This is a genomic window from Arthrobacter sp. E1SS-5, assembly GCF_057073715.1.
The window spans coordinates 2,255,352-2,281,497 of record NZ_CP172703.1 but is presented as its reverse complement, the minus strand read 5'-3'; the positions used below and the strand labels follow the sequence as shown (position 1 = coordinate 2,281,497).

23 protein-coding genes are annotated in these 26,146 nt (G+C 65.8%); 17 read left to right on the top strand and 6 right to left on the bottom strand.

Annotated elements, in window-relative coordinates; genetic code table 11:
* Nucleotides 1–70 precede the first annotated feature (70 nt).
* From ACIGJD_RS10555 to holA, 6 genes are all read left to right on the top strand, one after another.
* A complete protein-coding gene (locus tag ACIGJD_RS10555; protein WP_286397194.1) occupies nt 71–370 on the top strand; it encodes a DUF4193 domain-containing protein in 300 nt (99 codons plus the stop codon).
* 153 nt (nt 371–523) lie between these two features.
* A complete protein-coding gene (locus ACIGJD_RS10550; RefSeq protein WP_483686166.1) occupies nt 524–1,039 on the top strand; it encodes a DUF805 domain-containing protein in 516 nt (171 codons plus the stop codon).
* Between the two features lie 254 nt (nt 1,040–1,293).
* Entirely contained in the window at nt 1,294–2,193 is a 900-nt protein-coding gene (locus tag ACIGJD_RS10545; RefSeq protein ID WP_483686165.1) for a hypothetical protein, read from the top strand.
* A gap of 115 nt (nt 2,194–2,308) precedes the next feature.
* Nucleotides 2,309–3,202, top strand: a complete 894-nt coding sequence (locus ACIGJD_RS10540) for a ComEA family DNA-binding protein (protein WP_483686164.1) — start codon at nt 2,309–2,311, stop codon at nt 3,200–3,202.
* A gap of 140 nt (nt 3,203–3,342) precedes the next feature.
* Nucleotides 3,343–5,286 (top strand): ComEC/Rec2 family competence protein, encoded by a 1,944-nt coding sequence (locus ACIGJD_RS10535; protein WP_483686163.1) that lies wholly within the window; start codon nt 3,343–3,345, stop codon nt 5,284–5,286.
* Nucleotides 5,220–6,236, top strand: a complete 1,017-nt coding sequence (gene holA, locus ACIGJD_RS10530) for a DNA polymerase III subunit delta (RefSeq protein WP_483686162.1) — start codon at nt 5,220–5,222, stop codon at nt 6,234–6,236. Before ACIGJD_RS10535 ends, holA begins: the two co-directional genes overlap by 67 nt.
* 172 nt (nt 6,237–6,408) lie before the next feature.
* On the opposite strand, the gene rpsT is transcribed toward holA, so the two are convergent.
* Both rpsT and ACIGJD_RS10520 read right to left on the bottom strand, forming a co-directional pair.
* Nucleotides 6,409–6,669, bottom strand: a complete 261-nt coding sequence (gene rpsT / locus ACIGJD_RS10525) for a 30S ribosomal protein S20 (protein WP_018761400.1) — start codon at nt 6,667–6,669, stop codon at nt 6,409–6,411.
* A 169-nt stretch (nt 6,670–6,838) separates the two neighbouring features.
* The gene (locus ACIGJD_RS10520; protein WP_483686161.1) at nt 6,839–7,393 is read right to left on the bottom strand and encodes a type II toxin-antitoxin system PemK/MazF family toxin; all 555 of its coding nucleotides are present in this window, start codon (nt 7,391–7,393) and stop codon (nt 6,839–6,841) included.
* Nucleotides 7,394–7,569: 176 nt separating this feature from the next.
* On the opposite strand from ACIGJD_RS10520, the gene lepA reads away from it, so the two are divergent.
* Both lepA and hemW read left to right on the top strand, forming a co-directional pair.
* Entirely contained in the window at nt 7,570–9,426 is a 1,857-nt protein-coding gene (lepA, locus tag ACIGJD_RS10515) for a translation elongation factor 4 (RefSeq protein WP_483686160.1), read from the top strand.
* 25 nt (nt 9,427–9,451) lie between these two features.
* A complete protein-coding gene (gene hemW / locus ACIGJD_RS10510) occupies nt 9,452–10,681 on the top strand; it encodes a radical SAM family heme chaperone HemW (protein WP_483686159.1) in 1,230 nt (409 codons plus the stop codon).
* 44 nt (nt 10,682–10,725) lie between these two features.
* On the opposite strand, the gene ACIGJD_RS10505 is transcribed toward hemW, so the two are convergent.
* Nucleotides 10,726–11,136, bottom strand: a complete 411-nt coding sequence (locus ACIGJD_RS10505) for a DUF4870 domain-containing protein (protein ID WP_056336732.1) — start codon at nt 11,134–11,136, stop codon at nt 10,726–10,728.
* 76 nt (nt 11,137–11,212) lie between these two features.
* Nucleotides 11,213–12,061, bottom strand: a complete 849-nt coding sequence (locus ACIGJD_RS10500) for a DUF3097 domain-containing protein (protein ID WP_483686158.1) — start codon at nt 12,059–12,061, stop codon at nt 11,213–11,215.
* A gap of 174 nt (nt 12,062–12,235) precedes the next feature.
* Here ACIGJD_RS10500 and hrcA point away from each other — a divergent pair, with 174 nt between their 5' ends.
* From hrcA to ACIGJD_RS10485, 3 genes are all read left to right on the top strand, one after another.
* A complete protein-coding gene (gene hrcA, locus ACIGJD_RS10495; RefSeq protein WP_483686157.1) occupies nt 12,236–13,249 on the top strand; it encodes a heat-inducible transcriptional repressor HrcA in 1,014 nt (337 codons plus the stop codon).
* Nucleotides 13,250–13,337: 88 nt separating this feature from the next.
* A complete protein-coding gene (gene dnaJ / locus ACIGJD_RS10490) occupies nt 13,338–14,465 on the top strand; it encodes a molecular chaperone DnaJ (protein WP_142133776.1) in 1,128 nt (375 codons plus the stop codon).
* Nucleotides 14,466–14,467: 2 nt separating this feature from the next.
* Nucleotides 14,468–15,247, top strand: coding sequence for a 16S rRNA (uracil(1498)-N(3))-methyltransferase (locus ACIGJD_RS10485; protein WP_483686156.1), 780 nt, complete (start codon nt 14,468–14,470; stop codon nt 15,245–15,247).
* Here the strand turns inward: ACIGJD_RS10485 and ACIGJD_RS10480 are convergent.
* Nucleotides 15,234–16,151, bottom strand: a complete 918-nt coding sequence (locus ACIGJD_RS10480; protein ID WP_483689468.1) for a GerMN domain-containing protein — start codon at nt 16,149–16,151, stop codon at nt 15,234–15,236. The genes ACIGJD_RS10485 and ACIGJD_RS10480 overlap by 14 nt on opposite strands.
* Before the next feature lie 406 nt (nt 16,152–16,557).
* Here ACIGJD_RS10480 and ACIGJD_RS10475 point away from each other — a divergent pair, with 406 nt between their 5' ends.
* The 5 genes from ACIGJD_RS10475 (at nt 16,558) to ACIGJD_RS10455 (ending at nt 22,076) form a co-directional block, all read left to right on the top strand.
* Nucleotides 16,558–17,646: a PhoH family protein gene (locus ACIGJD_RS10475; RefSeq protein ID WP_483686155.1), complete on the top strand. Its 1,089-nt coding sequence runs from the start codon at nt 16,558–16,560 to the stop codon at nt 17,644–17,646.
* The gene (ybeY, locus tag ACIGJD_RS10470; RefSeq protein ID WP_141941473.1) at nt 17,643–18,116 is read left to right on the top strand and encodes an rRNA maturation RNase YbeY; all 474 of its coding nucleotides are present in this window, start codon (nt 17,643–17,645) and stop codon (nt 18,114–18,116) included. Before ACIGJD_RS10475 ends, ybeY begins: the two co-directional genes overlap by 4 nt.
* Entirely contained in the window at nt 18,113–19,444 is a 1,332-nt protein-coding gene (locus tag ACIGJD_RS10465) for a hemolysin family protein (RefSeq protein ID WP_483686154.1), read from the top strand. The genes ybeY and ACIGJD_RS10465 overlap by 4 nt, the downstream gene beginning before the upstream one ends.
* A complete protein-coding gene (gene era / locus ACIGJD_RS10460) occupies nt 19,428–20,387 on the top strand; it encodes a GTPase Era (RefSeq protein WP_142133781.1) in 960 nt (319 codons plus the stop codon). The genes ACIGJD_RS10465 and era overlap by 17 nt, the downstream gene beginning before the upstream one ends.
* 96 nt (nt 20,388–20,483) lie before the next feature.
* A complete protein-coding gene (locus ACIGJD_RS10455; RefSeq protein ID WP_483686153.1) occupies nt 20,484–22,076 on the top strand; it encodes an LCP family protein in 1,593 nt (530 codons plus the stop codon).
* Nucleotides 22,077–22,153: 77 nt separating this feature from the next.
* On the opposite strand, the gene ACIGJD_RS10450 is transcribed toward ACIGJD_RS10455, so the two are convergent.
* Nucleotides 22,154–24,106 carry a M13 family metallopeptidase gene (locus tag ACIGJD_RS10450; protein ID WP_483686152.1) on the bottom strand — a complete coding sequence of 651 codons (1,953 nt, stop codon included), beginning with the start codon at nt 24,104–24,106 and terminating at the stop codon, nt 22,154–22,156.
* Between the two features lie 253 nt (nt 24,107–24,359).
* On the opposite strand from ACIGJD_RS10450, the gene leuA reads away from it, so the two are divergent.
* Complete coding sequence (gene leuA / locus ACIGJD_RS10445; RefSeq protein ID WP_483686151.1) at nt 24,360–26,099, top strand: 2-isopropylmalate synthase; 1,740 nt, start codon at nt 24,360–24,362, stop codon at nt 26,097–26,099.
* The last annotated feature ends 47 nt before the right edge of the window (nt 26,100–26,146 follow it).

The following is a 26,146-nucleotide window of genomic DNA, read 5'->3' as shown; positions in this document are numbered from 1 at the left end:
GGGAATTCTTTCGCTGGGCTGTACGTTGGAGCACCGGTAACACCCATCAAGCGAAAAGAGATGTACCTTCGTGGCAACTGATTACGATGAACTCCGCACAGACGTCAAGGAATCCCAGGAAAACTCGCTGGAGGCACTGAAGTCCGCCAAAGCGCCGGACGCGCAATCCGTGGTTCAGGAACTCGACGAGGCTGACACCCTGGACGGGCTCACCCCTGGCGGGGAGTTCATCGCCGAAGAGCTCGTCGTCCAGGTCATTCCGCAGGCAGACGACGAGTTCACCTGCTGGTCCTGCTTTCTGGTCCGCCACCGCTCCCAAAAGGCGCGGGAAAAGGACGGTCACGCCTACTGCGTGGAATGTGAGGGCTGAGCGGCCCCGGCCTGCCGCCCCGCAGCACACTGGTTTCCTTTCTTCACGGAGGCCTTGTCCCCGGCTGGTGCTGGAGTAGGGCCGTCTGGCCCAGGTGCTGGGGGCTCCGTTTCCGTAGCATGGGCGGCAGCGCAGACCGGAAGGGACAGTTCGATGACCATGCAGCAGCCCCCAGACGCTTCGCGGAACGCCGTCCCCGGGCTGGAGTTCCCCTACTACGGCGCTCCTCCAGTCGAGGCAGTCAAGCGCGTATTCCAGAAGTACGCCGTTTTTACCGGGCGAGCCAGCCGCAGCGAGTATTGGTGGTGGTTTCTCGCCTCCGGACTGGCCTCCGCCGTGCTGAACTCGATCAGCCCGACAGTCGTCAATGGGCAGGTGACGGGCTCCAGCGCCCTCGGGGGCATTTGGTTTCTCGCCACCGTGGTCCCTTCGCTCGCTGTGGCGGTCCGGCGCCTTCATGATGCCAACCTCAGCGGCTGGTTGCTGCTCCTCACCCTTCTACCGGTGCTCGGATGGATTGCCCTGATCGTGCTGCTCGCGCAGCGCGAGAACCCGCTGGGGCAACGGTTCGACAGATACTCGCAAGCCGGGTACTGGCAGGCTCCACCAGGTTCCGGATACAGTTCCCCGCCTGCGCCCCCGGGTTCTGACGGACTTACCCCCTCGTAGGCCGTTTCGCCGCGGACTGCTACAGCACATTATCCCGCTTTTGTGGCGCAGTTTTTGGGTCAGAAAGGGAAGCAGTGAGCGCTTACCGGAAACCTGCACTTTTGCTTTCCGTGGCGCTGGCGGTACTCCTTGTGGCTTGCGCGCAAGGGGGTTCACCGTCCAATCCCACCCCGTCCTCCCCGTCCGCATCACCGCAGCCTTCCTCGTCCGGCTCGCGGAGCCCTGCCTGTAACCTGATCACGCCGGAGATCGCAATGAAGGTCGATCCTGATCTGGTTCAGATGGGCCAGCAGGGGAAACCGGCCGGAAGCCGTGCGTATGTCTGCAGCTACTTGAGCAAATCAAACAAAAGCCGGGCGCTCAGCGTCTCGTTGATCTCACCGGCATCAGCCGCCGAGATAGCCGAGGCGAAGACGACCCCTGACTGCTCGACGGTTGAGGGCATCGGTGATTTCGCGTGTATGCAGTGGTCGGGGTGGTTCCGGGGCGAGCCCGGAGGGGCGTCAGCAAATTCGGTGCTCAAGGCTGTCAGGGGCAGCGAGTCTCTGGACCTGCGCATCGTGGACATGCCACCGGTGTCGCCGGAGATCCCTGTGCCGGACGGCAACGCTGCAGCGCGCGCGATCGCGCAGGCGGTCGTCGAGGCAGGGTGGGGCAACGGCAAGAATCTCGACCTTCCATCCGCTCCACCGGTCGGTCCACAGACCACTACGAACAATCCCGTTTGCGCCATGGTGAGCGTTGATGCGCTCAAAGAGGCTTTTGGCACCACAACCCAGGCGCAGGTTCTCCCGGGCGAAGGCAACTGCCGCTATCAATTTGGCGCTCCGGGGACGCCCGGGCCGGACTCGCTCATGTTCTCCATCGAAGTTCATGAGGGCGGCGCCGGCTTGCTCGCAGGGCCGCTGCCGCCGGATGGGCAGAATATTGAAGGGGTTGGGGACAGGGCAGTCCTGGTCATCCGGTCAGAGCCGGGCGGACCAAAAGCCCTCCGGCCTCCGAGCGATGTACCGGTCACATCCCTGTCCCTCATGGTGGCCCGGGGCGGGAATATGGCGATCTTCACCGCACAGGTCCTCATCTCGCACGCCGGCCCCACCGAAGAGCAGATCAAGGAACAATTCATCACCCTGGTCAAGGGGATCGACTTCTGAGCCAGTCGGGTCCGCCACTTGGACTGGACTGCGGGCCGCGTTCGCCGTCGCCACGTTTCCACATACGGTCATGGGTGCCTCGCCGGGCAACCGACTGGGTTCCTAGGGTGGAGCTATGTCACGCCGCAATGCTGGAACAGCAGGTCAGCAGGCGCGGCACGCACGGGCCAGGCTTCAGGCGACCCTCGGCGACGCCCGTCCCGGACTCATGGAACATGGCCAGGGTGAGAACGGTTTTGAGTACCGGGGCTCCGGCGGCGGGGATGGCGCTGACAGTGAATCCGGCCGTGCACCTTCACTACGGTGGCGGGTCGGCCTGCGCGTCGCCGTGCTGTTGGCTGCTTTGGCCGCGGCCGCCGGCGCGTGGTTCTGGTTCCAGGCAGGATCGGCAGTCCCTGAGGCTTTGCCGCTGGGCGGTTTCAGCTCCGGGGGACACACAGAAGAACCCGGGCATGCCGCCGCTGCGGGGCAGCCCCCCGAGCCTGCTTCAGGCCAGAGTGAGCCCAGCGCTGCGGGATTGGTGGTGGTTCATGTCGCCGGGGCTGTTGCCAAACCTGGTGTCATCCGTCTGCAGCAGGGCAGCCGGGTAGATGATGCCGTCGCTGCAGCAGGTGGTGTTTTGGCGGACGGCGATGCCAACCGGCTCAACCTTGCGCAGGTGGTGGAGGACGGCCAGAAGATCTACGTCCCGCAGCAAGGGGAACCCCTGCCCGCCGGGACGGACGCTGCAGCTTCGGGAGGCACAGGGCCGGATGGTTCCGGCGCCGGCTCCTCGGGGACGAACAGCACCGGGCAGCAGGGTGCCCCTGGCGGGAAGGTCAACCTGAACACCGCCGGCGCCGCTGAGCTGGACACGCTGCCAAAGGTAGGCCCGGTGCTGGCACAGCGGATCGTGGACTGGCGGAAGGAACATGGCCCTTTCCAGAGCGTCGAAGAGTTGGACGCCGTGGACGGCGTTGGCCCCAAGATGCTTGAGGCCTTGCTTCCCTTGGTCACGGTCCAGGGGTAGCCGTGGCGGGCAATCCGGGCAGGAGACATACGGACAGGCGGCAGGTGGGGGCCGTCCGGAACCGCGGGGGTGGGAAAGGAACGGGCCGTCCCGCGGTGCAAAATCCGCGGAGGCAAACGTCGGTAACCCGGCGTCCAGGAGTGACGAGCCCGTGGAGCCGGTTCATTGAGTCGGCCGTGCAGGGCGTGGATGCAGTGCCGGCCGCCCGGGACACAACGCCGGCATCCGGCCTGGACCGCCTGCGCGCACGGATCGCTGACACCCGCAAGGCCCAGGAAGAAGCCGGCTCACATCCTGACGGGCTACAGAAGCGTACTGACCTCCGGCTTGCCCTGCCGGCAGCACTGGTGTGGGCCGCATCGCTTGCGGGCCTTTGGCTGCCGCCCACTGAGCTGGCCATCCTCTGCTGCGCCCTGGCGGCGATCGGCGGTGCATTCCTGGCCCGTGCAGCCAGGGATGGACGGAAACAGAGTGCCCACAGCCGCACCGGGCCGGCGGCAGGTCCCGCGGCCCGGGCGTCCCGGGGACGCACCTTTCGGGCGGCAGTGGGAGTCTCCTTGCTGCTGGCTGCTGCCGGCGCAGCCCACTCGGCGACAGCCTCCAGCCAACGGTCCGCTGGTCCACTCGCAGAGGCGGTTGCGGCAGGGAGGACGGCCGTCGCCGTGGTCGAAGTGGCAGGAAACCCGCGCGCCATCGGCGGCCGGGGAGGAACGGGGGAACGCTGGTCCGTGCCGGTGTTGACCCGGGAAGTGACAACGGGCGGCGTTCTGGTACGGATACGGGCCCGGTTGGTGATCATGGGCGGACAGGGCTGGGGGAACATTGTTCCCGGGCAGACCCTGCGGGCAACCGGCAAGCTGCGGCCTCCAGAGCCCGGCGGGCAGGAAGCGGGGAACCTCAACGCCTCAACGGGTCCCGGTAACCCTTCAGGCAGCCCGCTGTTGGACAAGGGTTCTTTGCTGGAGGCGGGAGCGAGGGAGCTGCGGGGTCGTTTCGTTGCCGCCTCCGCATTCCTGCCACCGGACGCCCGCGGACTTCTTCCGGGAATGGTCACCGGTGACACCAGTGCATTGGATGAGGGCCTGGGCAACTCGATGAAGGCCGTGGGCATGACCCACTTGACAGCGGTCAGCGGCGCAAACTGCAGCCTTGTCCTGGGCGCGTTACTGGTGATGTGCCGTCGGTTCCGGCTGCCCCGCGCTCCTGCTGCAGGAGCCGCCCTCGCCGGCCTGGCCCTCTTCGTTGTCCTGGTGGGACCTGACGCGAGCGTCATGCGCGCGGCGCTGATGGGTGCCATTGGTGTCGCGTCCCTTGCAGGCGGCCGCTCGGGGCGCGGACTGAGCTTCCTGTGCCTCGCTGTAATTGGACTCCTGCTGACTGACCCGGAGCTGGGCTCGAGTTTCGGATTCCTGCTGTCCGTCCTGGCCACGCTGGGCATCATCCTGCTGGGACGGCGGATCGTCGGCTGGATTCCGACGGCAGTGCCTCGGTGGCTGGCCGCGGCGGTTGCGGTCCCGTTGTCGGCCCAGTTGCTGTGTGGGCCCGTGATCGTCCTCCTGCAGCCCCAGTTTGCAACCTATTCGCTGCTGGCCAACGTGGTGGCCTCGCCTTTGGTTGCCCCCGTGACCCTGCTGGGTACCATTGCGGTACCCATGGTGGTTCTGCTGCCGTGGCTGGCTACGGGGCTGATAGCAGTGGCAGGCATGTTCAGCGCCGGCGTAGGTGGCGTCGCCCGGTGCGCCGCCCAATTGCCGGGTTCCGCCCTTCCCTGGCCGGAGGGGGTACCCGGGCTGCTCTCCATGGCGTTGCTCTCGGCGGTGACAATCGCCGCCGTGTGGGCGGTGGCCCGGCCCGTGCAGGTCGTCCGCAAGGCACGGCAATTGCATGCTGCCACTGTGGTGCTGATCGGGCGGGTGGAACTGCGGCTGCAACGGTTCCGCAGCGCCTGCGGCTTGGAGCGCGGGCGCAGACATGGCAGGCTGGGATACTGCAATAAAACCTCCGGAAGGGACCTTCGATGGCCGCTGCGCAAAAGCGAGCAACCCGCTCCCCGGCATCGAATACGGCCTCCTGGCGGGATGTAGCCCCGGCCCGAATCGTGCTGGTAAGCGGGCCGGAAGAGTACCTGGGCATCAGGGCGATGGACAGGATCCGTTCGCAGGTCAGGGCGGCGGCACCGGACGTTGAATTGAGCCGCATGAACGCTGCCGGCTATGAGCCCGGCGCCCTCACCATGCAGGTGAGTCCCTCCCTGTTCGGCGAAAGCAAGCTCATCGAGGTGGAAGCCGTGGAGGGCATGAACGATGCCTTCCTCGCTGATGCCCTCGCTTACCTCCAGCACCCGGAGGAGGACGCCGTCGTGGTGCTCCGGCATACCGGGGGAGCGCGGGGCAAGAAGCTCCTCGACGCCATCCGGAAGGACGGCTGGCCCGTCGTGGACTGCCAGCCGCTGAAAAAGGATGCCGACAAGGTCCAATTCGTGGCCGCGGAGTTCAAGGCGGCCGGCCGGCGCATCAACCAGGATGCGGTCCAGGCGCTGGTGAATGCCGTGGGTGCAGACCTGTCGGAACTTGCCGCCGCGTGCGCCCAACTGATCGCGGATGCGGGCACCACCGTCACCACGGGCACGGTGGACAAATATTATGGCGGACGGGTGGAAGCTACCGCTTTCAAGGTGGCCGACGCGGCAATGGCAGGAAACGCGCCGGTGGCACTGTCCACCCTGCGCCACGCCCTCGCCACCGGTGCAGACCCGGTGCCCCTGGTGGCAGCCCTCGCAGCCAAGCTGAGGACGGTGGCCCGGGTGGCAGGTGCCTCTGGATCGTCAGCGCAGATTGCCGCGGAACTGGGTATGCAGCCCTGGCTGGTGGAGCAGGCGCAACGGGATGTCCGGCGCTGGACGCCGGAGGGCCTGGTGCGCTCCATCCAGGCCACGGCGGAGGCTGACGCGCAGGTCAAGGGCCTGTCCCGGGATCCGGTCTACGCGGTGGAGCACGCCGTGACGGTGATTGCCATGTCCGTCCAGGGCAGATAGCGCCTGGACGCCTCAGCTCCTGCCGCCTTGCCGCGTTTGCAGCAGAATAAACAGGCGTTTCAAGTCACGATCGATGGCGGGCTTCCGCGGCTCCCCGAACAAAACGCTTAAATCCGTGTGGCCGGCACCCGAGGGTACCGGCCACACCATCAGTTCGTGGGAACTGGAAACCTTAGAGTGCGTTGACCTTCTTGGAGATCGCCGACTTGCGGTTCGCTGCGTTGTTCTTGTGCAGAACACCCTTGCTGACAGCCTTGTCCAGCTTACGGCTGGCAGAAACGAGCGCAGTAGTAGCAGCTTCCTTGTCAGCGGACTCAACAGCGGTGTTGACGGCGCGGATGGCCGTCTTCAGCTCGGACTTGACTGCGTTGTTGCGCAGGCGGGCCTTTTCGTTGGTCAGGATGCGCTTCTTCTGGGACTTGATATTCGCCACGTGTGAACTCTCTTTGTAATGCGGAAATGGTCTAGAGGGCTTTCAAGCTGGCCTTGACTGAGCGGCGTGGGGATACCTATGGCGGCCAACCATCAGTGACCGTCGACCTGCACGGACACACAGCAATAAAGAATAGCAGGTCAGCGGCGGCAGTGGCCATTTGCGCCGGTCACGTCCACCCGTGTCGCCTCCGGAGCCCGGCCGCCACTTTATCGAAGCGCGCCCGGTCCAGTACCGCGCCTTCCCGCCGGATGCCGTCGGGCCGGATCTGAAGGATGCGGTCCAGCCGCACCTCGCTCGCCCTGCCCTGCCTGTCCCAGCCGCCGGCACCAAGGTCCACGTACCCGGATGAAGTGGAACCGTCGGGCACCCTGTCCCTGCTGGTCAGCATCAGTCCCAGGAGGTATGGGCCGTTACGCCCCACCAGAAGGACCGGCCGGTCCTTCCCCTTGCCGTGGTCCTCTGCATAGGGGACCCACGCCCACACCACCTCACCGGGATCCGGGTCGCCGTCCGGCTTCGGGGCATAGTGGATGTCGGAGCGGCCGCGGAAGTCCCCAGGGTAGGGCCCAGCCTCTGGGACGCCGCTGCCGGCTGCGGGCCGCCGGCCGCGCGGGGGCCTGTCGGGCAGGCGGCCCGGGGCCCTTGGGGTGGATGGTCGGTTCTGCAGCAGGCGCAGCCCGCGCCGGACGGCGTTTCCCAGTGAGCGGAGATCAATGGCCATCCGGACAGCCTATCGTCGGCGTTGCGCCGCCGAAACGCCCCTGTAGGTGCCGGTCAGGATGCGGTGGCGGAGTCCCGGACGTGGGACACTGGATGTTCAAGATGTGCGGCTGGACCGCAGGCGCCTTTCGCGTGCCTGCCGGATGGCTGCAGAAAAGCCAACAGTAAGGACCCTGCGTGTCTCCCATGGCCCGCACCGCACCGGTGCCCGCCGCGACAGATCCGGCAATCATTCGGAACTTTTGCATCATCGCGCATATTGACCACGGCAAGTCCACCCTTGCTGACCGGATGCTGCAGTCCACCGGGGTGGTCCAGGCGCGCGACATGAAGGCCCAGTACCTGGACCGCATGGACATCGAGCGTGAACGCGGCATCACCATCAAGTCCCAGGCTGTCCGCATGCCGTGGGAGGTGGACGGCGTGAGTTATGCCCTGAACATGATCGACACCCCGGGCCACGTTGACTTCACCTACGAGGTGTCCAGGTCCCTGGCCGCATGCGAAGGCGCAATCCTGCTGGTGGACGCGGCCCAGGGCATCGAGGCCCAGACGCTCGCCAACCTGTACCTGGCCATGGAAAACAACCTCACCATCATTCCGGTGCTGAACAAGATCGACCTGCCGGCGGCGCAGCCCGAAAAGTACGCAGCCGAGCTGGCCAACCTGATCGGCGGCGATCCCGAGGACGTCCTGCGCGTGTCCGGGAAGACCGGCGTCGGCGTGGAAGCCCTCCTGGACAAGATTGTCAGGGACCTGCCCGCGCCGGAGGGTGACCCGGATGCTCCGGCCCGCGCCATGATCTTCGACTCTGTCTACGACACCTACCGCGGCGTGGTGACCTATGTGCGTGTCGTGGACGGCATGCTCCACCCCCGGGAACGCATCCAAATGATGTCAACCAGGGCCTCGCACGAGCTCCTGGAAATCGGCGTCAGCTCACCCGAACCCACACCCTCCAAGGGGCTGGGCGTCGGTGAAGTGGGCTACCTGATCACCGGTGTGAAGGACGTGCGGCAGTCCAAGGTTGGCGATACGGTCACCAACCTGGCCAAGCCGGCCGCCGAGTCGCTGCCCGGCTACGCCGATGCCAAGCCCATGGTGTTCTCCGGCCTCTATCCGCTGGACGGCGCCGACTACCCGGTCCTCCGCGACGCCCTCGAAAAGCTCATGCTCAACGACGCCGCGCTGGTGTACGAACCCGAGACTTCCGCCGCACTGGGATTCGGGTTCCGTGTCGGCTTCCTGGGCCTCCTGCACCTGGAGATCACCCGCGAACGCCTGGAGCGCGAATACAACCTGGACCTCATCTCCACCGCGCCAAACGTGGAATATGAGGTGACCCTGGAGGACAAGAAGGTGGTCCGCGTGACCAACCCCAGCGAGTACCCCACCGGCAAGATCGCCGAGGTACGCGAACCCATGGTCTCCGCCACCATCCTGGCCCCCAATGAGTTTGTGGGCGCCATCATGGAGCTGTGCCAGTCACGCCGCGGCGTCATGAACGGCATGGACTACCTTTCCGAGGACCGGGTGGAAATCCGATACCGCCTGCCGTTGGCGGAAATCGTCTTCGACTTCTTCGACATCCTCAAGTCGAAGACCCGGGGCTACGGCTCGCTGGACTGGAAAGCCGACGGCGAGCAGGTTGCCGACCTGGTCAAGGTGGACATCATGCTCCAGGGCGAGCAGGTTGACGCCTTTAGTGCCATCACCCACCGGGACAAGGCATACGCCTACGGCGTGATGATGACCGGCAAGCTCCGTGAACTCATCCCGCGGCAGCAGTTCGAGGTGCCCATCCAGGCGGCCATCGGTTCCCGGATCATCGCCCGTGAAAGCATCCGGGCCATCCGCAAGGACGTCCTGGCTAAATGCTACGGCGGTGACATCTCGCGTAAGCGCAAGCTGCTGGAAAAGCAGAAGGAAGGCAAAAAGCGCATGAAGATGGTGGGCACTGTGGAAGTGCCGCAGGAGGCCTTCATCGCCGCCCTCACCACGGACGAATCGAAGGACAAGGCAAAGAAGAAGTGACCACCGCGCAGCGGGGGACGCGCTGATGCCCAGCGTCCTTCCCCTCGGCGACCCGGCGCCGTCGGACGGTCTGCTGCCTGCACAGGCAGCGGATGGTGCGGCGGGCCGGGCATTCGGCCTGTACGTCCATATTCCCTTCTGCGCCGTGCGTTGCGGATACTGCGACTTCAACACCTACACCGCCACGGAACTCGGCGGCGGCGCATCCCAGGACGCGTATGCCCAAACGGCGGTGTCGGAAGTGGCGCTGGCGGCCAGGGTGCTGGCCGGTTCCGGCCTGCCGGAGCGGAAGCTCAGCACGGTCTTCTTCGGCGGCGGCACGCCCACGCTGCTGCCCGCAGATGACCTTGCGGCGATCCTCCGCGCTGCCATCGACCAGTGGGGCATCGAGGACGGTGCCGAGGTCACCACGGAAGCCAACCCTGACTCGGTCACCCCTGAGTCCCTGGCCGTCCTCAAGGAAGCCGGTTTTACGCGCGTGTCCTTCGGCATGCAGTCCGCCGTTCCGCACGTCCTCAAGGTCCTGGACCGCACCCACACGCCCAGCCGGGTTCCGCAGGTGGTTCAGTGGGCCCGGGAAGCCGGCCTGGCTGTCAGCCTTGACCTGATCTACGGCACGCCGGGGGAGACGCTTGCCGACTGGCGCCACTCCCTGGAGACCGCCCTGTCCTACCAGCCCGACCACATCAGCGCCTACGCGCTGATCGTCGAGGAGGGCACCAAGCTGGCGGCCCAGATGCGCCGTGGCGAGGTCCCGGGAATTGACGACGACGACCACGCCGACAAGTACGAGCTCGCCGACAAGCTGATCACCGAAGCCGGGCTTGGCTGGTATGAGGTCAGCAACTGGGCGCGCACTCCGGAGCAGGCGTGCCGCCACAACCTCGCCTATTGGCGGGGTGACGACTGGTGGGGGATCGGGCCCGGCGCCCACTCCCACATGGGCGGGGTCCGCTGGTGGAACGTCAAGCACCCATCCGCCTACGCCAACCGGCTGTCGCAGGGGCTGTCGCCGGCTGCCGGCAGGGAAACCCTGGACGCGGAAACCAGGAACCTGGAAAAAGTCATGCTCGAGGCGCGCCTGCAGTCAGGGCTCGACGTGTCAGCGCTCAGCGCTGCCGGGCGGCACGAGGTGGCCGGGCTGATCGCGGGCGGCCTGGTGGAGCCTGCTGCCGCTTTCCGGGGACGCCTGGTCCTGACCCTCAAGGGCCGGTTGCTGGCAGACGCAGTGGTCCGCCGCATCCTCCCGGACTAGTCCCGCCCGCGCCCTGGCGGTGTGGGCTCCACAGCCGCCTGAGGCTACTTAATCCAGCGCAGGTTGTACTGGTAGCGGTGCGGCTGGCCGCGGTTGACGTGAATGCCGGCGGCCACGGAGAAGCACGTGAGCGCCACCCAGATCAGTGTGGCGATGACGGCGAAAATGTTACCCACGTAGGGGATGAAGACCAGGATGTTGGCCAGCACCGCGGCGATGGTGGGCGGCAGGCTGAAGTTCAACGCTTCCTTGGACTCCTGCGCGGTAAACGGCCCGCGGTCGCGGAAGATCAGGTAGATCAGCAGCGAGGGGATGCACCCCAGGATTCCGCCGAAGTGCGCCAGCGTGGCCCATTGGCGGTCTTCGCTGGCCGTAAGCGGCAGGGCGTTGGCGGGTACGCCATGGTACTCGGAACGGCCCTGGCCGTCCCTGTGATCACGTGCGTTTTCTGCCACAGTCTGTGTCCTTCTGAGGTGCAAGTTGGTGCTGACTACTACCAAGAATACTGGCTTTGTGGCCGTTGCCTGCCCGTCAGGGCACGGTAAGGAAATCGATGACTTCCTCAACCCGGCCCAGCAGCGACGCTTCGAGGTCCGCGTACGTGCGTACGGCGCCCAGCAGCTTCTGCCATCCGAGGCCGATGTCTTCCTTTGTGGCGTGGGGCCAGCCAAAAGCTTTGAGGATCCCGGTCTTCCAGTCTTGCCCACGGGGGATGGCGGGCCATTTTTCGATGCCCAGGACTGCAGGGCGGATTGCCTGCCAGACGTCCACATAGGGGTGGCCGACGATCAGGACGTTTCCGGCCGCGCCCGGGGAGGCCATCACGGAGTCGGCGATCCGGGATTCCTTCGAATCGGGAACCAGGTGGTCCACCAGCACGCCGAGGCGGCGGCCCGGGCCGGGCCTGAAGTCTGCGACGGCAGCGGCCAGGTCGTCGATGCCGTGGAGGGGCTCGACGACGATGCCTTCCACGCGCAGGTCGTCTCCCCAGACCTTTTCCACCAGTTCGGCGTCGTGCTTGCCTTCCACCCAGATCCGGCTTGCCTTGGCAACCTGGGCGCGCTGGCCGGAAACGCGCACCGAACCGGAGGCGGTCCGGCCGGCGGGAAGACCGGAAGCGGCCTTCGGCGCTGGCGGCATCAATCGGATGGGCTGGCCCTCAAGGAGGAAACCGAACCCAAGCTTGAAGGACCGGGACTTCCCGCGGCGGTCCTCCAATGCCACGACGTGCATTCCGCCGGATTTCTCCACGCGGGTGACAGCGCCCACCCAGCCGGACTGTACGTCCTCAAGCACCATGCCGCGCTCCACGGGGACCTCGGGCAGCTCCGCCCTTGAGGGAGCGGAAATGCCCCGGGGGCCCCAGTTCTGGTAATCCATGGAATCGATCCGCCTAGCGCTAGCTCCTCAGCCCGGGAGTTTCGCCCGGAGCGGTACCAATGCTAACAACGGGGCGAGGCATAATAGACTGTTAGCACTTAGGCATGTCGAGTGCTAACCCCTGGGTGGCACCGGGCGGGGCGAGCGGCCCCGGACCATGGATGGAGGTGGAGAGTGAGCGAGCCACGCAAACTGGAAGTACTGCGGGCCATCGTGGAGGATTACGTCCACTCCCGCGAGCCGGTTGGGTCGAAGGCCCTGGTGGAGCGGCATCATCTTGGTGTTTCCAGCGCCACCATCCGCAATGACATGGCCGCCCTTGAGGACGAGGGGCTGATTACCGCCCCCCATACCAGCGCCGGCCGGATCCCCACCGACAAGGGTTACCGGCTCTTTGTCGACCAGATCTCGGCAGTCAAGCCCCTTTCGGCGGCAGAACGCCGTGCCATCCAGACCCTCCTGGAAGGCGCGGATGACCTTGACGACGTGCTGGACCGCACTGTCCGGCTGCTGTCGCAGCTGACCAACCAGGTGGCTGTGGTCCAGTACCCGCACCTGAGCAGGGCACTTGTCCGGCACATCGAATTTGTGCTGCTGGCACCGCGGAAGGTCCTCGTGGTCCTCATCGCCAACAGCGGCAAGGTGGAGCAGCGCGTCATCGACGTCGGGCAGGACCTCGGCGACGACGCGCTGGCCGAGTTGCGCACCCGGTTTCTTGCCGCGCTCGGGGGAACCCGGCTGAGCCAACTCGCCCAGGCCCTTCCCGCCGTCGTGGCTGCGACACCCCACCCGCAGCGCCAGGCGGCACACGCGCTGGCGCTCGGCCTGGAGGCGTTGGCCCAGAGCAGCCGGGAAGACCGCATGGTCATGGCCGGCACCGCCAACCTCGCCAGGTCCAATGTGGACTTTCCGCTGAGCATTGGCCCTGTGCTGGAGGCGCTCGAGGAACAGGTGGTGATGCTGCGGCTGTTGAGCGAGATGGCCCAGGACCACCGGGGCGTGGCTGTCAGCATCGGAAGGGAGAACCCCTATGACGGCCTTGCCGAAGCCTCTGTGGTGGCCACCGGCTATGGTCCGGACAGCGCAGCCAAAGTGGGAATCCTCGGTCCTACCCGAATGGACTATCCCACCACCATGGCCGCCGTCAGGGCAGTAGCCCGCTACCTTTCCAGGATTTTGGGGCCCTGACTCTTGGCCGCCGGAGCTTGCTCCGACTGTGGAACGAGAGCCCTGGCCGACCAACTGAACGCAGTACTACAAGGAAGAGACACGAACTTTGAGCAGCCACTATGACGTCCTTGGAGTCTCACCCGAAGCTACGGGGGAAGAGATCAAAAAGGCCTACCGCAAGCTGGCCCGCACCCTCCACCCGGACGTTAACCCAGGTGCCGACGCTGCAGAGCGCTTCAAGGCGGTAACGCACGCCTACGAGGTCCTTTCCGACCCCCAGAAGCGCAGGATCTACGACACCACCGGCAATGAAAACGGCACGGACAATGGCTTCGGCGGTGCCGGTTATGCAGGCCAGGGATTCGCGTTCCAGGACATCTTCGACACCTTCTTTGGCGCCGGCGGCACTTCGGGCCCTGCCTCGCGTGTCCGCCGCGGCCAGGACGCGCTCATCAGTGTCCGGATCGACCTCCGTGACGCCGTGTTCGGAGTCAACAAGAAGCTCGAGGTGGACACCGCCGTGGTCTGCCCCACCTGTGACGGATCGTGCTGCCGCCCCGGGACCCAGCCGGAACGCTGCGACATCTGCGGCGGCAGCGGCCAGGTCCAGAGGGCCGTCCGTTCCATCCTCGGCCAGGTCATGACGGCAGCCCCCTGCGGCACTTGCGAGGGCTTCGGCACGGTCATCAAGGACCCCTGCAACGAATGCAGTGGCCAGGGCCGCATCCGCAGCCGCCGGTCGCTGACCATCAAGGTTCCCGCCGGCGTCGCCACCGGTACCCGCATCCAGCTCTCGGGCCAGGGGGAGGCAGGCCCGGCAGGGGGCCCGGCGGGTGACCTGTACGTGGAGATCCGCGTCAACAACGACCCCACGTATGTGCGTGAAAGCGATGATCTGCACGCCACCCTGCACATCCCCATGACCGCGGCAGCCCTGGGCACGGACGTCAGCCTGGAAACCTTCGACGGTACCCAGGAGATCGACGTCAAGCCGGGAACCCAGTCAGGCGAAATCATCACCCTCCGCGGCTTGGGTGTTACCCACCTGAGGGGCTACGGCCGCGGCGACCTGAAGGTCCACCTGCAGGTGGACACCCCGGCCAAGCTCGACTCCGCGCAGGAGGACCTCCTGCGCCAACTGGCCAAGCTCCGGGGTGAGCAGATTACCGAGGGCAAGTTGGCTGCCAGCGGCGGCATGTTCGCCAAGCTCCGGGACCGGTTCGGGAACCTGTAGCGGTGAGCAACCCCGTCTTCTTCACCTCCGCTGGTTCCCTGGACGCAACGACGCCGGGCCGCATGTTCGTCCTCGAAGGGGCCGAGGCGCGGCACGCCGTCACCGTGAAGCGGCTGGCGCCGGGCGAGGCCGTGGATATTGTCGACGGCGCCGGCACCCGAATGACCGGAAAGGTCGTCTCGGCCACGCCGTCCGGGCTCGAGGTGGAGTGCAGCAGCCTGACAGTGGAAGACAGGCCCGACGTCCGGCTGGTGCTGGTCCAGGCCCTGGCCAAGGGAGACCGTGACGAGCTGGCCATTGAGACAGCCACCGAATTGGGCATCGACGCCGTCGTGCCCTGGCAGTCTGAACGGTCCATCGTCCGCTGGAAAGGCGACCGGGCAGCGCGGGCGCATGCCAAGTGGGAGTCAACCGTGACGGCGGCCGCCAAGCAGGCGCGGCGTGCCTGGATCCCGGAGGTGCGTTCCGCCGTCGACACCACAGCGCTTTCCGCCGCCGTGGAAACGGCGGACCTGGCGGTCATCCTGCATGAAGACGCCGTGCGGCCGCTGCGTACCGTCCTGGAGGCGTGGCAGGCGAGGGCAGGCATGGGCCCCCGAGAAATCCTGCTGATCGTGGGCCCGGAGGGCGGCATCAGCCCGCGGGAAGTAACCAAACTCTGCGACAAAGGCGCTGTGACGGCCCTGCTGGGGCACCATGTCCTGCGATCCTCCACAGCCGGCCCGGCCGCCGTCGTCCTGGCCAGCGACATCCTTGGGCGCTGGACCGCTACTGGACCTTAAAGGATCTCGTGTCCTCGTTCTTGTCCGGCTCCCCGCCGGAGCCGGCCTGCGCTACCCGGAGCTCGTAGTCGCCCGGCGGCAGGTTGAGGGCAAGCGTGAAGGCGCCCGCCTGTCCCTGCTCGGCGCCGGCCGTCGTTTCCCCGCTAAGGAAGGGCGCTTTGCTGCCGCCGTCCCCGGCCCGAAGGAGCTGCCAGTGGAGCTTCGCCCCCGGTGAGGTGCTGCGCCCGGTGATCTTCACGCTGCCGCCCGGCACGTCGGTGTTTTCCTGGGGGTCGATAATCCATACCGGCGCCACAAGGCCTGCTGCCCGCGTCATGAGTGCGCCCAGCTGGATCTTTCCGAACGCGACGTAGTCCGTATGGCCATCCACCAGGATCCGGACCCGGATCTGCTGGCTGGTGTCGATCAGGCCCGAACTGGCAGCCGCCGCGGTGGCCGTGTAGATCAGCTGCTGGATGGCCCGGGCCGCCATGTCGGCATCGAGGTTGCTGTTGAAGGCGTCGGCGGAGACGTCGACGGTGATGACATCCTTGCCTGAAATGGAAGTGGCCAGTTTGTCCGGGTTCTGCCAGGGGGTGAAGAAATCAGGGTCCAGGGGCTTTTCCGACATCATGGCGCGCAGGGCCCGGGTGACCGGATTGTCCTGCTCGGGGACGTCCCGGAATTCACGGTAAAGGAAGATATTCGCGCCGCTGCGGCCAATCCAGTAGACCGGGGCCTTGTTGGAGGACTGCGTGGTTTCCAGCGGGGCGCTGGTGGAGGGGGCGTCCGGCATTGTGCCGCCGGAGGCCGGGACCGACGCGGTGGTGCCTGCAGGGGAAGGCCCGCCCTCGGCCGTACAGCCGGCCAGGACCGGAACAAGCACCAGGATTCCTGCAAGGACAGCCGGGCGCACCCGGCCCATGGGGCGTCCTGCCCTTTTGGGCGCAGAGGTTTCCGGCACTGTCCTGCCCTTGTCCTTTCCTGGCGTGGCGGGCCGATCCCCCTGGCGGCCTGGCGTCCCAGCAGATGCTGGATTTCCAGCATTGCACAGCGGTGCGCGCGGTCAGCCGCTCTGTGCCTCCTTCCGGCCAACTGCAACTGGAACGATATGAGGCCGATATGAAGTTGATATCTAAGGGTTTGTTTGGGAGCCATTTCACGGGTGGCGTGGACGCTTCCGTTGCGCCAGGTATCCGCTCCGTACCGGTGCTGGCGTAAGATAAAGGGATCGCTGGGCAGGGAGCGCCGCGCAACGGGCCCCGGCATCAGCCAAACGCAAACAAGTGATGTCGAACTTCGAGGGGACCACGGGCCTGCGGGCCAACACCATGACTGAATCAGCAAATGGTAAGCGCCGGCTCAACACGGGCGAAGGCAGTCCGGGGGAATTTCCCCACTCCATGCCCGGCACCCGGACCGAAGTTGTCCTCTTTGAGAACACCGACCAGATGGTTCAATCACTTGGCAGCCACGATGAGGCGCTGCGTTTCATCGAAGAGCAGTTTCCCGATGTCGACTTCCACGCCCGCGGCAACGAACTGTCCATCAGTGGTCCCGTCACTGACGTCCCCCGTATCATGCGGCTCCTCCAGGAGGTCCGCGGACTGGTGGCCAGGGGCACTGTCATCACGCCGGCGGTACTGCAGCAGCTGGTGTCACTCCTGCGCACCCAGTCGCTGCAGAATCCCGTGGACGTGCTCACCCACGACATCCTCTCCAGCCGTGGCCGGACGATCCGGCCCAAAACGCTCAACCAAAAAAACTACGTGGATGCCATTGACGCCAATACGGTGATCTTCGGCATCGGGCCCGCTGGTACGGGCAAGACCTACCTGGCCATGGCGAAAGCGGTGCAGGCACTGCAGCAAAAAGAGGTCAGCAGGATCATCCTCACCCGCCCCGCAGTGGAGGCGGGGGAGCGGCTGGGATTCCTGCCCGGCACGCTCAGCGACAAGATCGATCCCTACCTCAGGCCGCTCTACGACGCCCTGCACGACATGATGGACCCGGAATCCATTCCTAGGCTCATGGCAGCCGGCACCATTGAGGTGGCGCCCCTGGCCTACATGCGTGGGCGAACCCTGAACGACGCCTTCATCATTCTCGACGAAGCCCAAAACACCACGCCGGAACAGATGAAGATGTTCCTCACCCGGCTTGGATTCGGATCAAAGATGGTGGTCACCGGAGACATCACCCAGGTGGACCTTCCGTTCGGCACCCGGTCCGGGCTGCGGATCGTTGAGGAAATCCTGCAAGGCATCGACGGCGTCAACTTCTCCGTCCTGGACGCCGCCGACGTTGTGCGGCACCGGCTCGTCGGAGACATTGTCAACGCCTACAGCATCTGGGACGAAACCCAGCGCAACCGGGTCAAGCACTCAGCCAGCAGGGAAAAACGGGGGGAACACGCGTGAGCATCGAGGTCAACAACGAGTCCGGCATCCAGGTGGAGGAATCGGAGCTCGTTGCCCTGTCGCGGTACATCTTTGAACAGCTCTACATCCACCCGCAGGCCGAACTTTCCATTCTCCTGGTGGACGAACCCGCCATGGAAAAGCTGCACATTGAGCTGATGGATGAACCTGGCGCAACGGACGTGCTCTCGGTCCCCATGGACGAGCTGACCCCCGGAACCCCGGACCGGCCCACGCCCCAGGGAATGCTGGGCGACATCGCCATCTGCCCGCAGGTGGCCAAGGTCCAGGCCCGGAACGCCGGCCACTCACTCCAGGACGAGATGCTGCTCCTGACCACCCACGGCATCCTGCACCTGCTGGGCTACGACCACGCCGAGCCGGAAGAAAAAGCCGAGATGTTCGGGCTCCAGCGCGAACTCCTTTCCGGCTTCACCGGCAAAGAAGCCCCCGCCGAGACAACCCAGTGACGCAACTGCTCCTGGTCGCGGTGGCACTGGTTTTCCTTGCCGTCGCGGCCGTGCTGACCGCTGCCGAGGCCGCCTTCAGCTTCCTTCCCCGCCACGACGCCGAAGAGGCACTGCACCGGAGCCGCGGCACCGCCATGCGCCGCATCCTTGCCGAACCCGTGGCCCACACCCGGGCCCTGCGGTTTTGGCGTGTCTGGTTCGAGATGGCCTCCGCCGTCGCCGTCGCGGTGCTGATCGCCAGCCTGGTGGACAACGTGTGGCTCGCCGGCCTGGTGGCCACCGGCATCATGGCCCTCCTGGGCTTCGTGATCGTGGGAGTTTCGCCCCGGCAGCTCGGCCGGCTGCACTCCACAGCGGTGGTCCGCTTCACCGCCCCCATGGTCCGGTTCCTCACCAGCGTGCTGGGACCGGTTCCGGGCTGGTTGGTTGCCATTGGCAGCTCAGCGGCGCCCGGAGCGCCCGGCGGAGATGACGCCTTCTTCAGCGAGCAGGAGTTCCGTGAACTCGTGGACCGGGCCAGTGAGTCCGACATGATCGAGGACACGGAGGCGGAGATGATCCAGTCGGTGTTCGACTTCGGTGACACCCTGGTACGGGCCGTCATGGTGCCCAGGACGGACATCGTCAGTATCGACGCCGGCTCCAGCCTGCACCAGGCAATGTCCCTCTTCCTGCGCTCCGGCTACTCCCGCATCCCGGTCATCAACGAAAACACGGACCACATCCTCGGCATCGTCTACCTCAAGGACGTTGCCGCGGTCATCCACCAGCTGGGCCCGGACCAGGAACCGCCCCTGGTGGAGTCCCTGGCCCGTGAAGTCCGCTACGTGCCGGAGTCCAAGCCCGTCAGCGACCTCTTGCGCGAACTGCAGAAGGAATCCACCCACGTGGCCATCGTCATCGACGAATACGGCGGTACGGCCGGGCTTGTAACCCTCGAGGACCTGATCGAGGAAATCGTGGGCGAGATCGTGGATGAATACGACACCGAGAGCGCCGAAGCGGTGGCACTGGACGACGGCTCCTACCGGGTGAGCGCCAGGATGGGCATCGACGATCTCGGTGAGCTGTTCGACCTGGAGATTGACGACGACGAAGTGGACACCGTGGGCGGCCTCCTCGCCAAGGCGCTTGGCCGAGTCCCGATCGTGGGCAGCAGCGTGGAAGTGCAGGGCGTATCCCTGCGGGCGGAGCGGCTGGAGGGCCGCCGGAACCGGGTCAGCCACATCATTGCGGCGCCCGTACCAAGAGTAGAGACTGACCTTGAAGGCCTCCTGGAAGAGGCCGAAGCAACCCAGCAGGGAGTTCCACGTGAGCAAGAAAAATAAGGCTGAACTACCGGACGACTTCGGCGGCTTCCGCGCCGGGTTCTCGGTCCTGGTCGGCAGGCCCAACGCGGGCAAGTCCACCCTGACCAATGCCCTCGTGGGCAAAAAAGTGGCCATCACCTCCGCTAAACCGCAGACCACGCGGCACACCATCCGCGGCATTGTGCACCGTGACGATGCCCAGCTGATCCTGGTGGACACGCCGGGGCTGCACCGTCCCCGCACCCTGTTGGGAAAGCGCCTGAACGACCTCGTTGCAGATACGCTGGCCGAGGTGGACGCCATTGGATTCTGCCTCCCGGCGAACGAGAAAATCGGCCCCGGCGACAAATTCATCGCAGCGCAGCTCGCCGCCGTCGGACGCAAGCCGGTGGTCGCCATCGTCACCAAGGCGGACCTCGTGGACAAGCAGGCACTTACCGAACAGCTCCTTGCCGTGGCGGCCCTGGGACGTGAGGTGATGGGGGAGGACGGCTGGAAGGACATTGTTCCGGTCTCCGCTGCTGACGGTTTCCAGGTGGAAACGGTGGCCGACGTCCTGATCAGCCACATGCCGCCGTCGCCGCCCCTGTATCCAGACGGTGAACTGACGGACGAGCCCGAGGCGGTGATGGTTGCCGAGCTCATCCGCGAGGCTGCCCTCGAGGGGGTCCGGGACGAGCTTCCCCACTCCCTGGCCGTGGTGGTGGAGGAGATCGTCCCCCGGGAAGACCGGCCGGACGACAACCCCTTGCTGGACGTCCGCGTCAACCTCTACGTGGAGCGGCCGTCCCAGAAGGCCATCATCATCGGCAAAGGCGGCAGCCGGCTGCGGGAAGTGGGAACCAATGCCCGCAAGGGCATCGAAGCGCTCCTGGGCACACGGATCTACCTGGATCTTCACGTCAAGGTGGCCAAAGACTGGCAGCGCGACCCGAAACAGCTGGTCAAACTCGGTTTCTGACCTACGATAAAGGCGTTCGGCGGAGGGCGCCGGCGAGTTCTCCCCACTGGACCACTAAAATGGACCGGATTTCGTACTTAGAGGAAGGTTCACCAGGTGGATCGAGGCCGCGATGGACGCGACAACGAGGCTGACCTGTCAGCCGGGACGGGACCGGTATCCCGTCACGCAAACGGCGGTGCCGTTGGTGCTGCCCGCCACCTGGGCCCCCTGCGCGGGATGCCGTTGTGGCTGAAGGCCGTCACTGGCGTGGTGGCACTGGTCCTCGTAGGCGCTATCGCTTTTGGCGGGTTCTGGTTCTTCCGGCTCCAGAACAACATCTCCAAGGCGCCGCTGAATGCCGGCGGGGAGAACACTGAGGCTGCCGGGAACGATGCCACCGGCCGGTTGCAGATCCTGATACTCGGCTCGGATACCCGCGACGGGAAGAATTCGGAGTACGGAACCAGCGACGATTCCACCGGCTACGGCAAATCGGACGTGATGATGCTGATGGACATCTCCGAGGACAACAAGCGCGTCAACGTCATCAGCTTCCCGCGCGACCTGCTGGTGGACATCCCCGACTGCAAGGACAAGAAGACCGGCAAAGATTATCCTGCCCGCAGCGGTGTGATGATCAACGAGGCCATGAGCGAGGCCGGCATCGGCTGTGCCGTGGACACCGTCAACAAACTCACCGGCATGCAGGTTGACCACTTCATGATGGCCGACTTCAACGCCGTGAAGGAGCTGTCCAATGCAGTGGGCGGAGTAGAGGTCTGCATCAGCGACGCCGTTTACGACCCCGATTCCCGGCTGCGGCTGCCCGCAGGAACATCGACGGTGCAGGGCGAAATGGCGCTTGCGTTCCTCCGGACCCGCCACGCTTTTGCCGACGGCGGCGACCTGGGGCGGATCAAGGCGCAACAGGGCTTCCTGTCCTCGCTGACCCGCAAGATCAAGGATGAAGGAACGCTGTCCGATCCGGCGAAAATGCTGAAGATCGCCGACGTCGTGACCCAGAACCTGACCGTTGACGACGGGCTTGCCTCCGTTCCCACCCTGCTGACCATCGGCACCCGGCTCAAGGACATCGATATCAGCAAGGTGGCATTCGTGGCGGTGCCCACCACGCCGGCGCCCGTTGATCCCAACCGGCTCGTTATCGCGGAGCCTGCGGGTGCACAGCTGTTCTCGGCGCTGCGGAAGAACGTGGACCTCACCGATCCCACAGCGCCCGCTTCGCCGTCGCCCAGCGGGACGGCATCACCGTCTCCGGCGCCGACGGAGACGGCTCCGCCGGTGCCGCCGTACAACAAGGCCATCCAGCCCGTCACTGTCGCCAACGGAAGCGGCGTCAGCGGACGCGCTCAGGAGATCGTCCAGGCGTTGGTGGCCGGCGGCTTCACGCAGACCGGCCAGTTCCTCGCCCAGCCAGTGGCCAAGACTGCCGTGTACTACGGCAACGGTTTCGCAGACGTGGCGGCCGACGTCGCCGCCCTCCTGGGGATTCCGGCCACCCTCATGATTCCTGCCCCGGGCGTATCGGGCGTGCAGGTCTACGTCGGCAGCGATTTCACCAGCGGCACCACTTACGGAGCAGGAGCCGGCGGCGGGACGGCCCCGGCTTTGCCGCAGGACATCGTCAACCAGACTGCAGGAGACAAAGTCTGCCAGCAGGCCAACCCTGAGCTGATCGTGCGGTAGCAGCAGGCCACGGCGACGGTGTCAGTCCGCCGGCAAAAAGTTAGGCCCCGCCGTACCGGCGGGGCCTAACTTTTTGGCTACCAGATGCTGACGCGCTCGGCTGGCGGCATCCACATTCCGTCGTCCTCGGTAACCTCGAACGCGTCGTGGAAGGAGTCCAGGTTCTTCGCGATCGCGTTGGTCCGGAACTCATTGGGGGAGTGGGGATCGGTGGCGAGCCGGCGGACGGCCTCTTCCTGCCGGATCACCTGGCGCCAGCCCGCCGCCCAGGACGCGAAGAAGCGCTGCTGCCCGGTCAGCCCGTCCAGGACTTCCGGTTCCTTGCCGTCGAGGCTGATCTGGTACGCCTTGTAGGCGATGGTCAGGCCTGCCAGATCGCCGATATTTTCACCGAGCGTGAGCCGGCCGTTGACGTGGTGGCCCGGGGCAGCAGTGGGGGACAGGGCGTCATACTGGGCCACGAGCCGCGCCGTCAGGGCCTCGAACGCCTGGCGGTCCTGGTCCGTCCACCAGTTGCGCAGGGCTCCGCCGCCGTCGAACTGCGAGCCCTGGTCGTCAAAGCCGTGGCCGATCTCGTGCCCGATGACCGCGCCGATGCCGCCGTAGTTGACCGCGTCGTCGGCGTCGGCGGTAAAGAACGGCGGCTGCAGGATGGCGGCCGGGAACACAATTTCGTTCATCATCGGGTGGTAGTAGGCGTTGACCGTCTGCGGCGTCATCAGCCACTTGGTCCGGTCCACGGGCTTGCCCACCTCATCCAGATGCCGGTCGACGTCGGCATTATGCGCCCGTTCCACGTTGCCGAGGAGGTCGTTGGGGTCGATCTCCACAGCGGAGTAGTCAATCCACTTGTCCGGGTAGCCGATCTTGGCCCGGAAGGCCTCCAGCTTGCGCAGGGCCTCGGCCTTGGTGTCCTCACCCATCCAACCCACCCCGGTGATGCTGCGGCGGTAGGCCTCAATGAGGTTCGCCACCAGGGTCTGCATCCGTGCCTTGTGGGTCTCCGGGAAGTGGCGTGCCACGTAAATCTGCCCGACGGCTTCGCCCAGGGCGGCCTCGACGACGGCGACGCCCCGCTTCCACCGGTCCTTGTTGCGGGGCGTGCCGCTGATGGTGGTGCCGTAGAAGGCGAAGTTGGCATCCACGAAGCTCGAGGACAAGTAGGGGGCGGCGCCGCTGATGACCCGCATGGCCAGCCACTCCTGCCAGGTTTCCACGGGGACCTCGTCCAGGAGTCCAGCCGCGCCGGTAAAGAAGTCAGGGGTGCTCACCACGATTTCCGCCCGCTTGTCGGCATCGATTCCAGCAGCATCAAACCAGGTGCCCAGGAGCGGGAAGAGCCCGCTGGCTTCTTCGGCCGTCTTCAGGTTGTAGGTCTTCTGCGGATCGCGCAGGGTGACGTTGTCCCAATGGTGGGATGCAAGCTTCGTCTCCAGCTGCACAACCCGGCTGGCTGCGCCTTGGGGATCGGCCACTCCGGCGAGTTTGAACATCTTCTCCACATGCCCGGTGTAGGCGGAGACGATGGGAGCGAACTTCTCCTCCCGGTAGTACGACTCGTCGGGCAGGCCCAGGCCGCCCTGACCGGTGTACAGCAGGACCCTGTCCGGGTTGCCCGCGTCGGGGGCAGGGTAGATGTAGAACAATCCGCCAACGTCCGCGCGGAACAACCGGCCCACCAGTGCGATGAGGTCCGGCACCGAGCCGGTGGCGAAAACCTCGGCCAGCCGCGCGCGGATGGGCTCCATGCCCTTGCCTTCAACAGCGGCCTCATCCATGAAGCTGTTGTAGAGGTCGCCGATCTTCCGCTCGATCCCGGTGGCGTCCGCTCCCTTGGCCGCAGCCTCCTCGATGATGTCCCGGACCGCGATCTCCGAGCCGTCGCGGAGCGCGGTGAAGGTTCCCTCCAGGGGCCGGTCGTCGGGAATCTCGGTTGCTTTCAGCCAGGCGCCGTTGACGTGCTGGTACAGGTCATCCTGCGGCCGGACTGTGTGATCAATGGTGGACAGATCGATCCCCGAAATGGGCACTGCAACTCCTTTTGCTGGAACGCCGCTGCCGGGCGGAACACCCGCGGCGTCTGCATGCTGGACTTTACGGACGGTAGTGCCCTTTCATCTTACGCACCCGTGTTACCCTCAAAGAGTGCGTGCAGAGCTCCTTCTCCTTAGCTGCCGCGGCGAGGCCACAGACGCTATCTAGCGCACGGCCCACCCTCGCTGCGGAGTTTGTGTTGCCCGGCCACCCTTTCACTGAAGATCGATAGAAAAGGCCACGAACGTCATGCGAAACGCACAGAAGCCCTCAGGAATGCCTGCTCACCGGTACACGCCGTTCCAGGACCAGATCAAAGTTGAACTCCCGGACCGCACCTGGCCGGACAAAGTCATCACCAAGGCCCCGCGCTGGTGCGCGGTGGACCTGCGCGACGGCAACCAGGCCCTGATCGACCCCATGAGCCCGGCCCGCAAGATGAAGATGTTCGACCTGCTGGTCCGCATGGGTTACAAGGAGATCGAGGTCGGCTTTCCGTCCGCGTCCCAGACGGACTTCGATTTTGTCCGCCAGCTCATCGAGGGCAACCACATCCCGGACGACGTCACCATCCAGGTTCTGACGCAGGCGCGCGAACACCTGATCGAACGGACCTACGAATCGCTGGTGGGCGCCAGGCAGGCCATCGTCCACCTCTACAACTCCACCTCCGTGCTGCAGCGGCGGGTGGTCTTCAACCAGGACGAGGACGGCATCCTGGACATCGCCCTCCAGGGCGCCCGCTTGTGCAAGAAGTACGAGGAGACCCTGGCGGACACGCACGTGACCTATGAGTACTCCCCGGAGTCCTTCACCGGCACTGAACTGGAGTACGCGGTCCGGGTGTGCAACGCCGTCGCCGACGTCTTTGAAGCCTCAGCGGACCGCCAGGTGATCATCAACCTGCCCGCCACCGTGGAGATGGCCACACCCAACGTCTACGCAGATTCCATCGAATGGATGAGCCGGCACCTGCACCCGCGTGAAGGCATCATCCTGTCCCTGCACCCGCACAATGACCGCGGTACCGGTGTTGCCGCGGCCGAACTGGGCTACATGGCCGGTGCCGACCGCATCGAAGGCTGCCTCTTCGGCAACGGCGAACGCACCGGCAACGTGGACCTGGTGACCCTGGGCCTGAACCTGTTCGTCCAGGGCATCGACCCCATGATCGACTTCTCCAACATCGACGACGTCCGCCGCACCGTGGAGTACTGCAACCAGCTGCCCGTCCCGGAGCGGTCCCCGTACGGCGGAGACCTGGTGTTTACCGCTTTCTCCGGCTCCCACCAGGACGCGATCAAGAAGGGCTTCGAAGCCCTGGAGCGCGACGCCGCAGCAGCCGGCAAGTCCGTGGACGACTTCACCTGGCAGGTGCCGTACCTGCCCGTGGACCCCAAGGACCTGGGCCGCAGCTACGAAGCCGTGATCCGCGTGAACTCGCAGTCCGGCAAGGGCGGCGTGGCCTACCTGCTGAAGAATGAACACAGCCTGGACCTGCCGCGCCGTGCACAGATCGAGTTCTCCGGCGTCATTCAGCGCCGCACCGACACCGTCGGCGGGGAGGTCAGCGGCGCGCAGCTCTGGCAGATCTTCCAGGACGAATACCTGCCATCCGGGCAGGCTGACGGGCAGTGGGGACGCTACTCCCTGGGCGGCGTCAAGACGGAAACGGACGCCGACGGCGGCATGACGCTGCACGCGTCCCTCACCATTGATGGTGCCCAGGTGAGCCGCACCGGCACCGGCAACGGTCCCATCGCGGCCCTGCTGAACATCCTGCACGAGGACGGCGTGGACGTCCGGGTGCTGGACTACAGCGAGCACGCGCTGTCCGAGGGCGGCAACGCCATGGCCGCTGCCTACGTTGAGTGCGCCGTGGGGGAGCGGGTCCTTTGGGGCGTCGGGATCGACGCCAACACCAGCATGTCCTCACTCAAGGCCGTCATTTCGGCAGTCAACCGGGCCATCCGGGACGCCCAGGCCTGATACCTGCAGCTGGTGGCGCCGCTCCAACCGGCGGCGCCACCACGCCT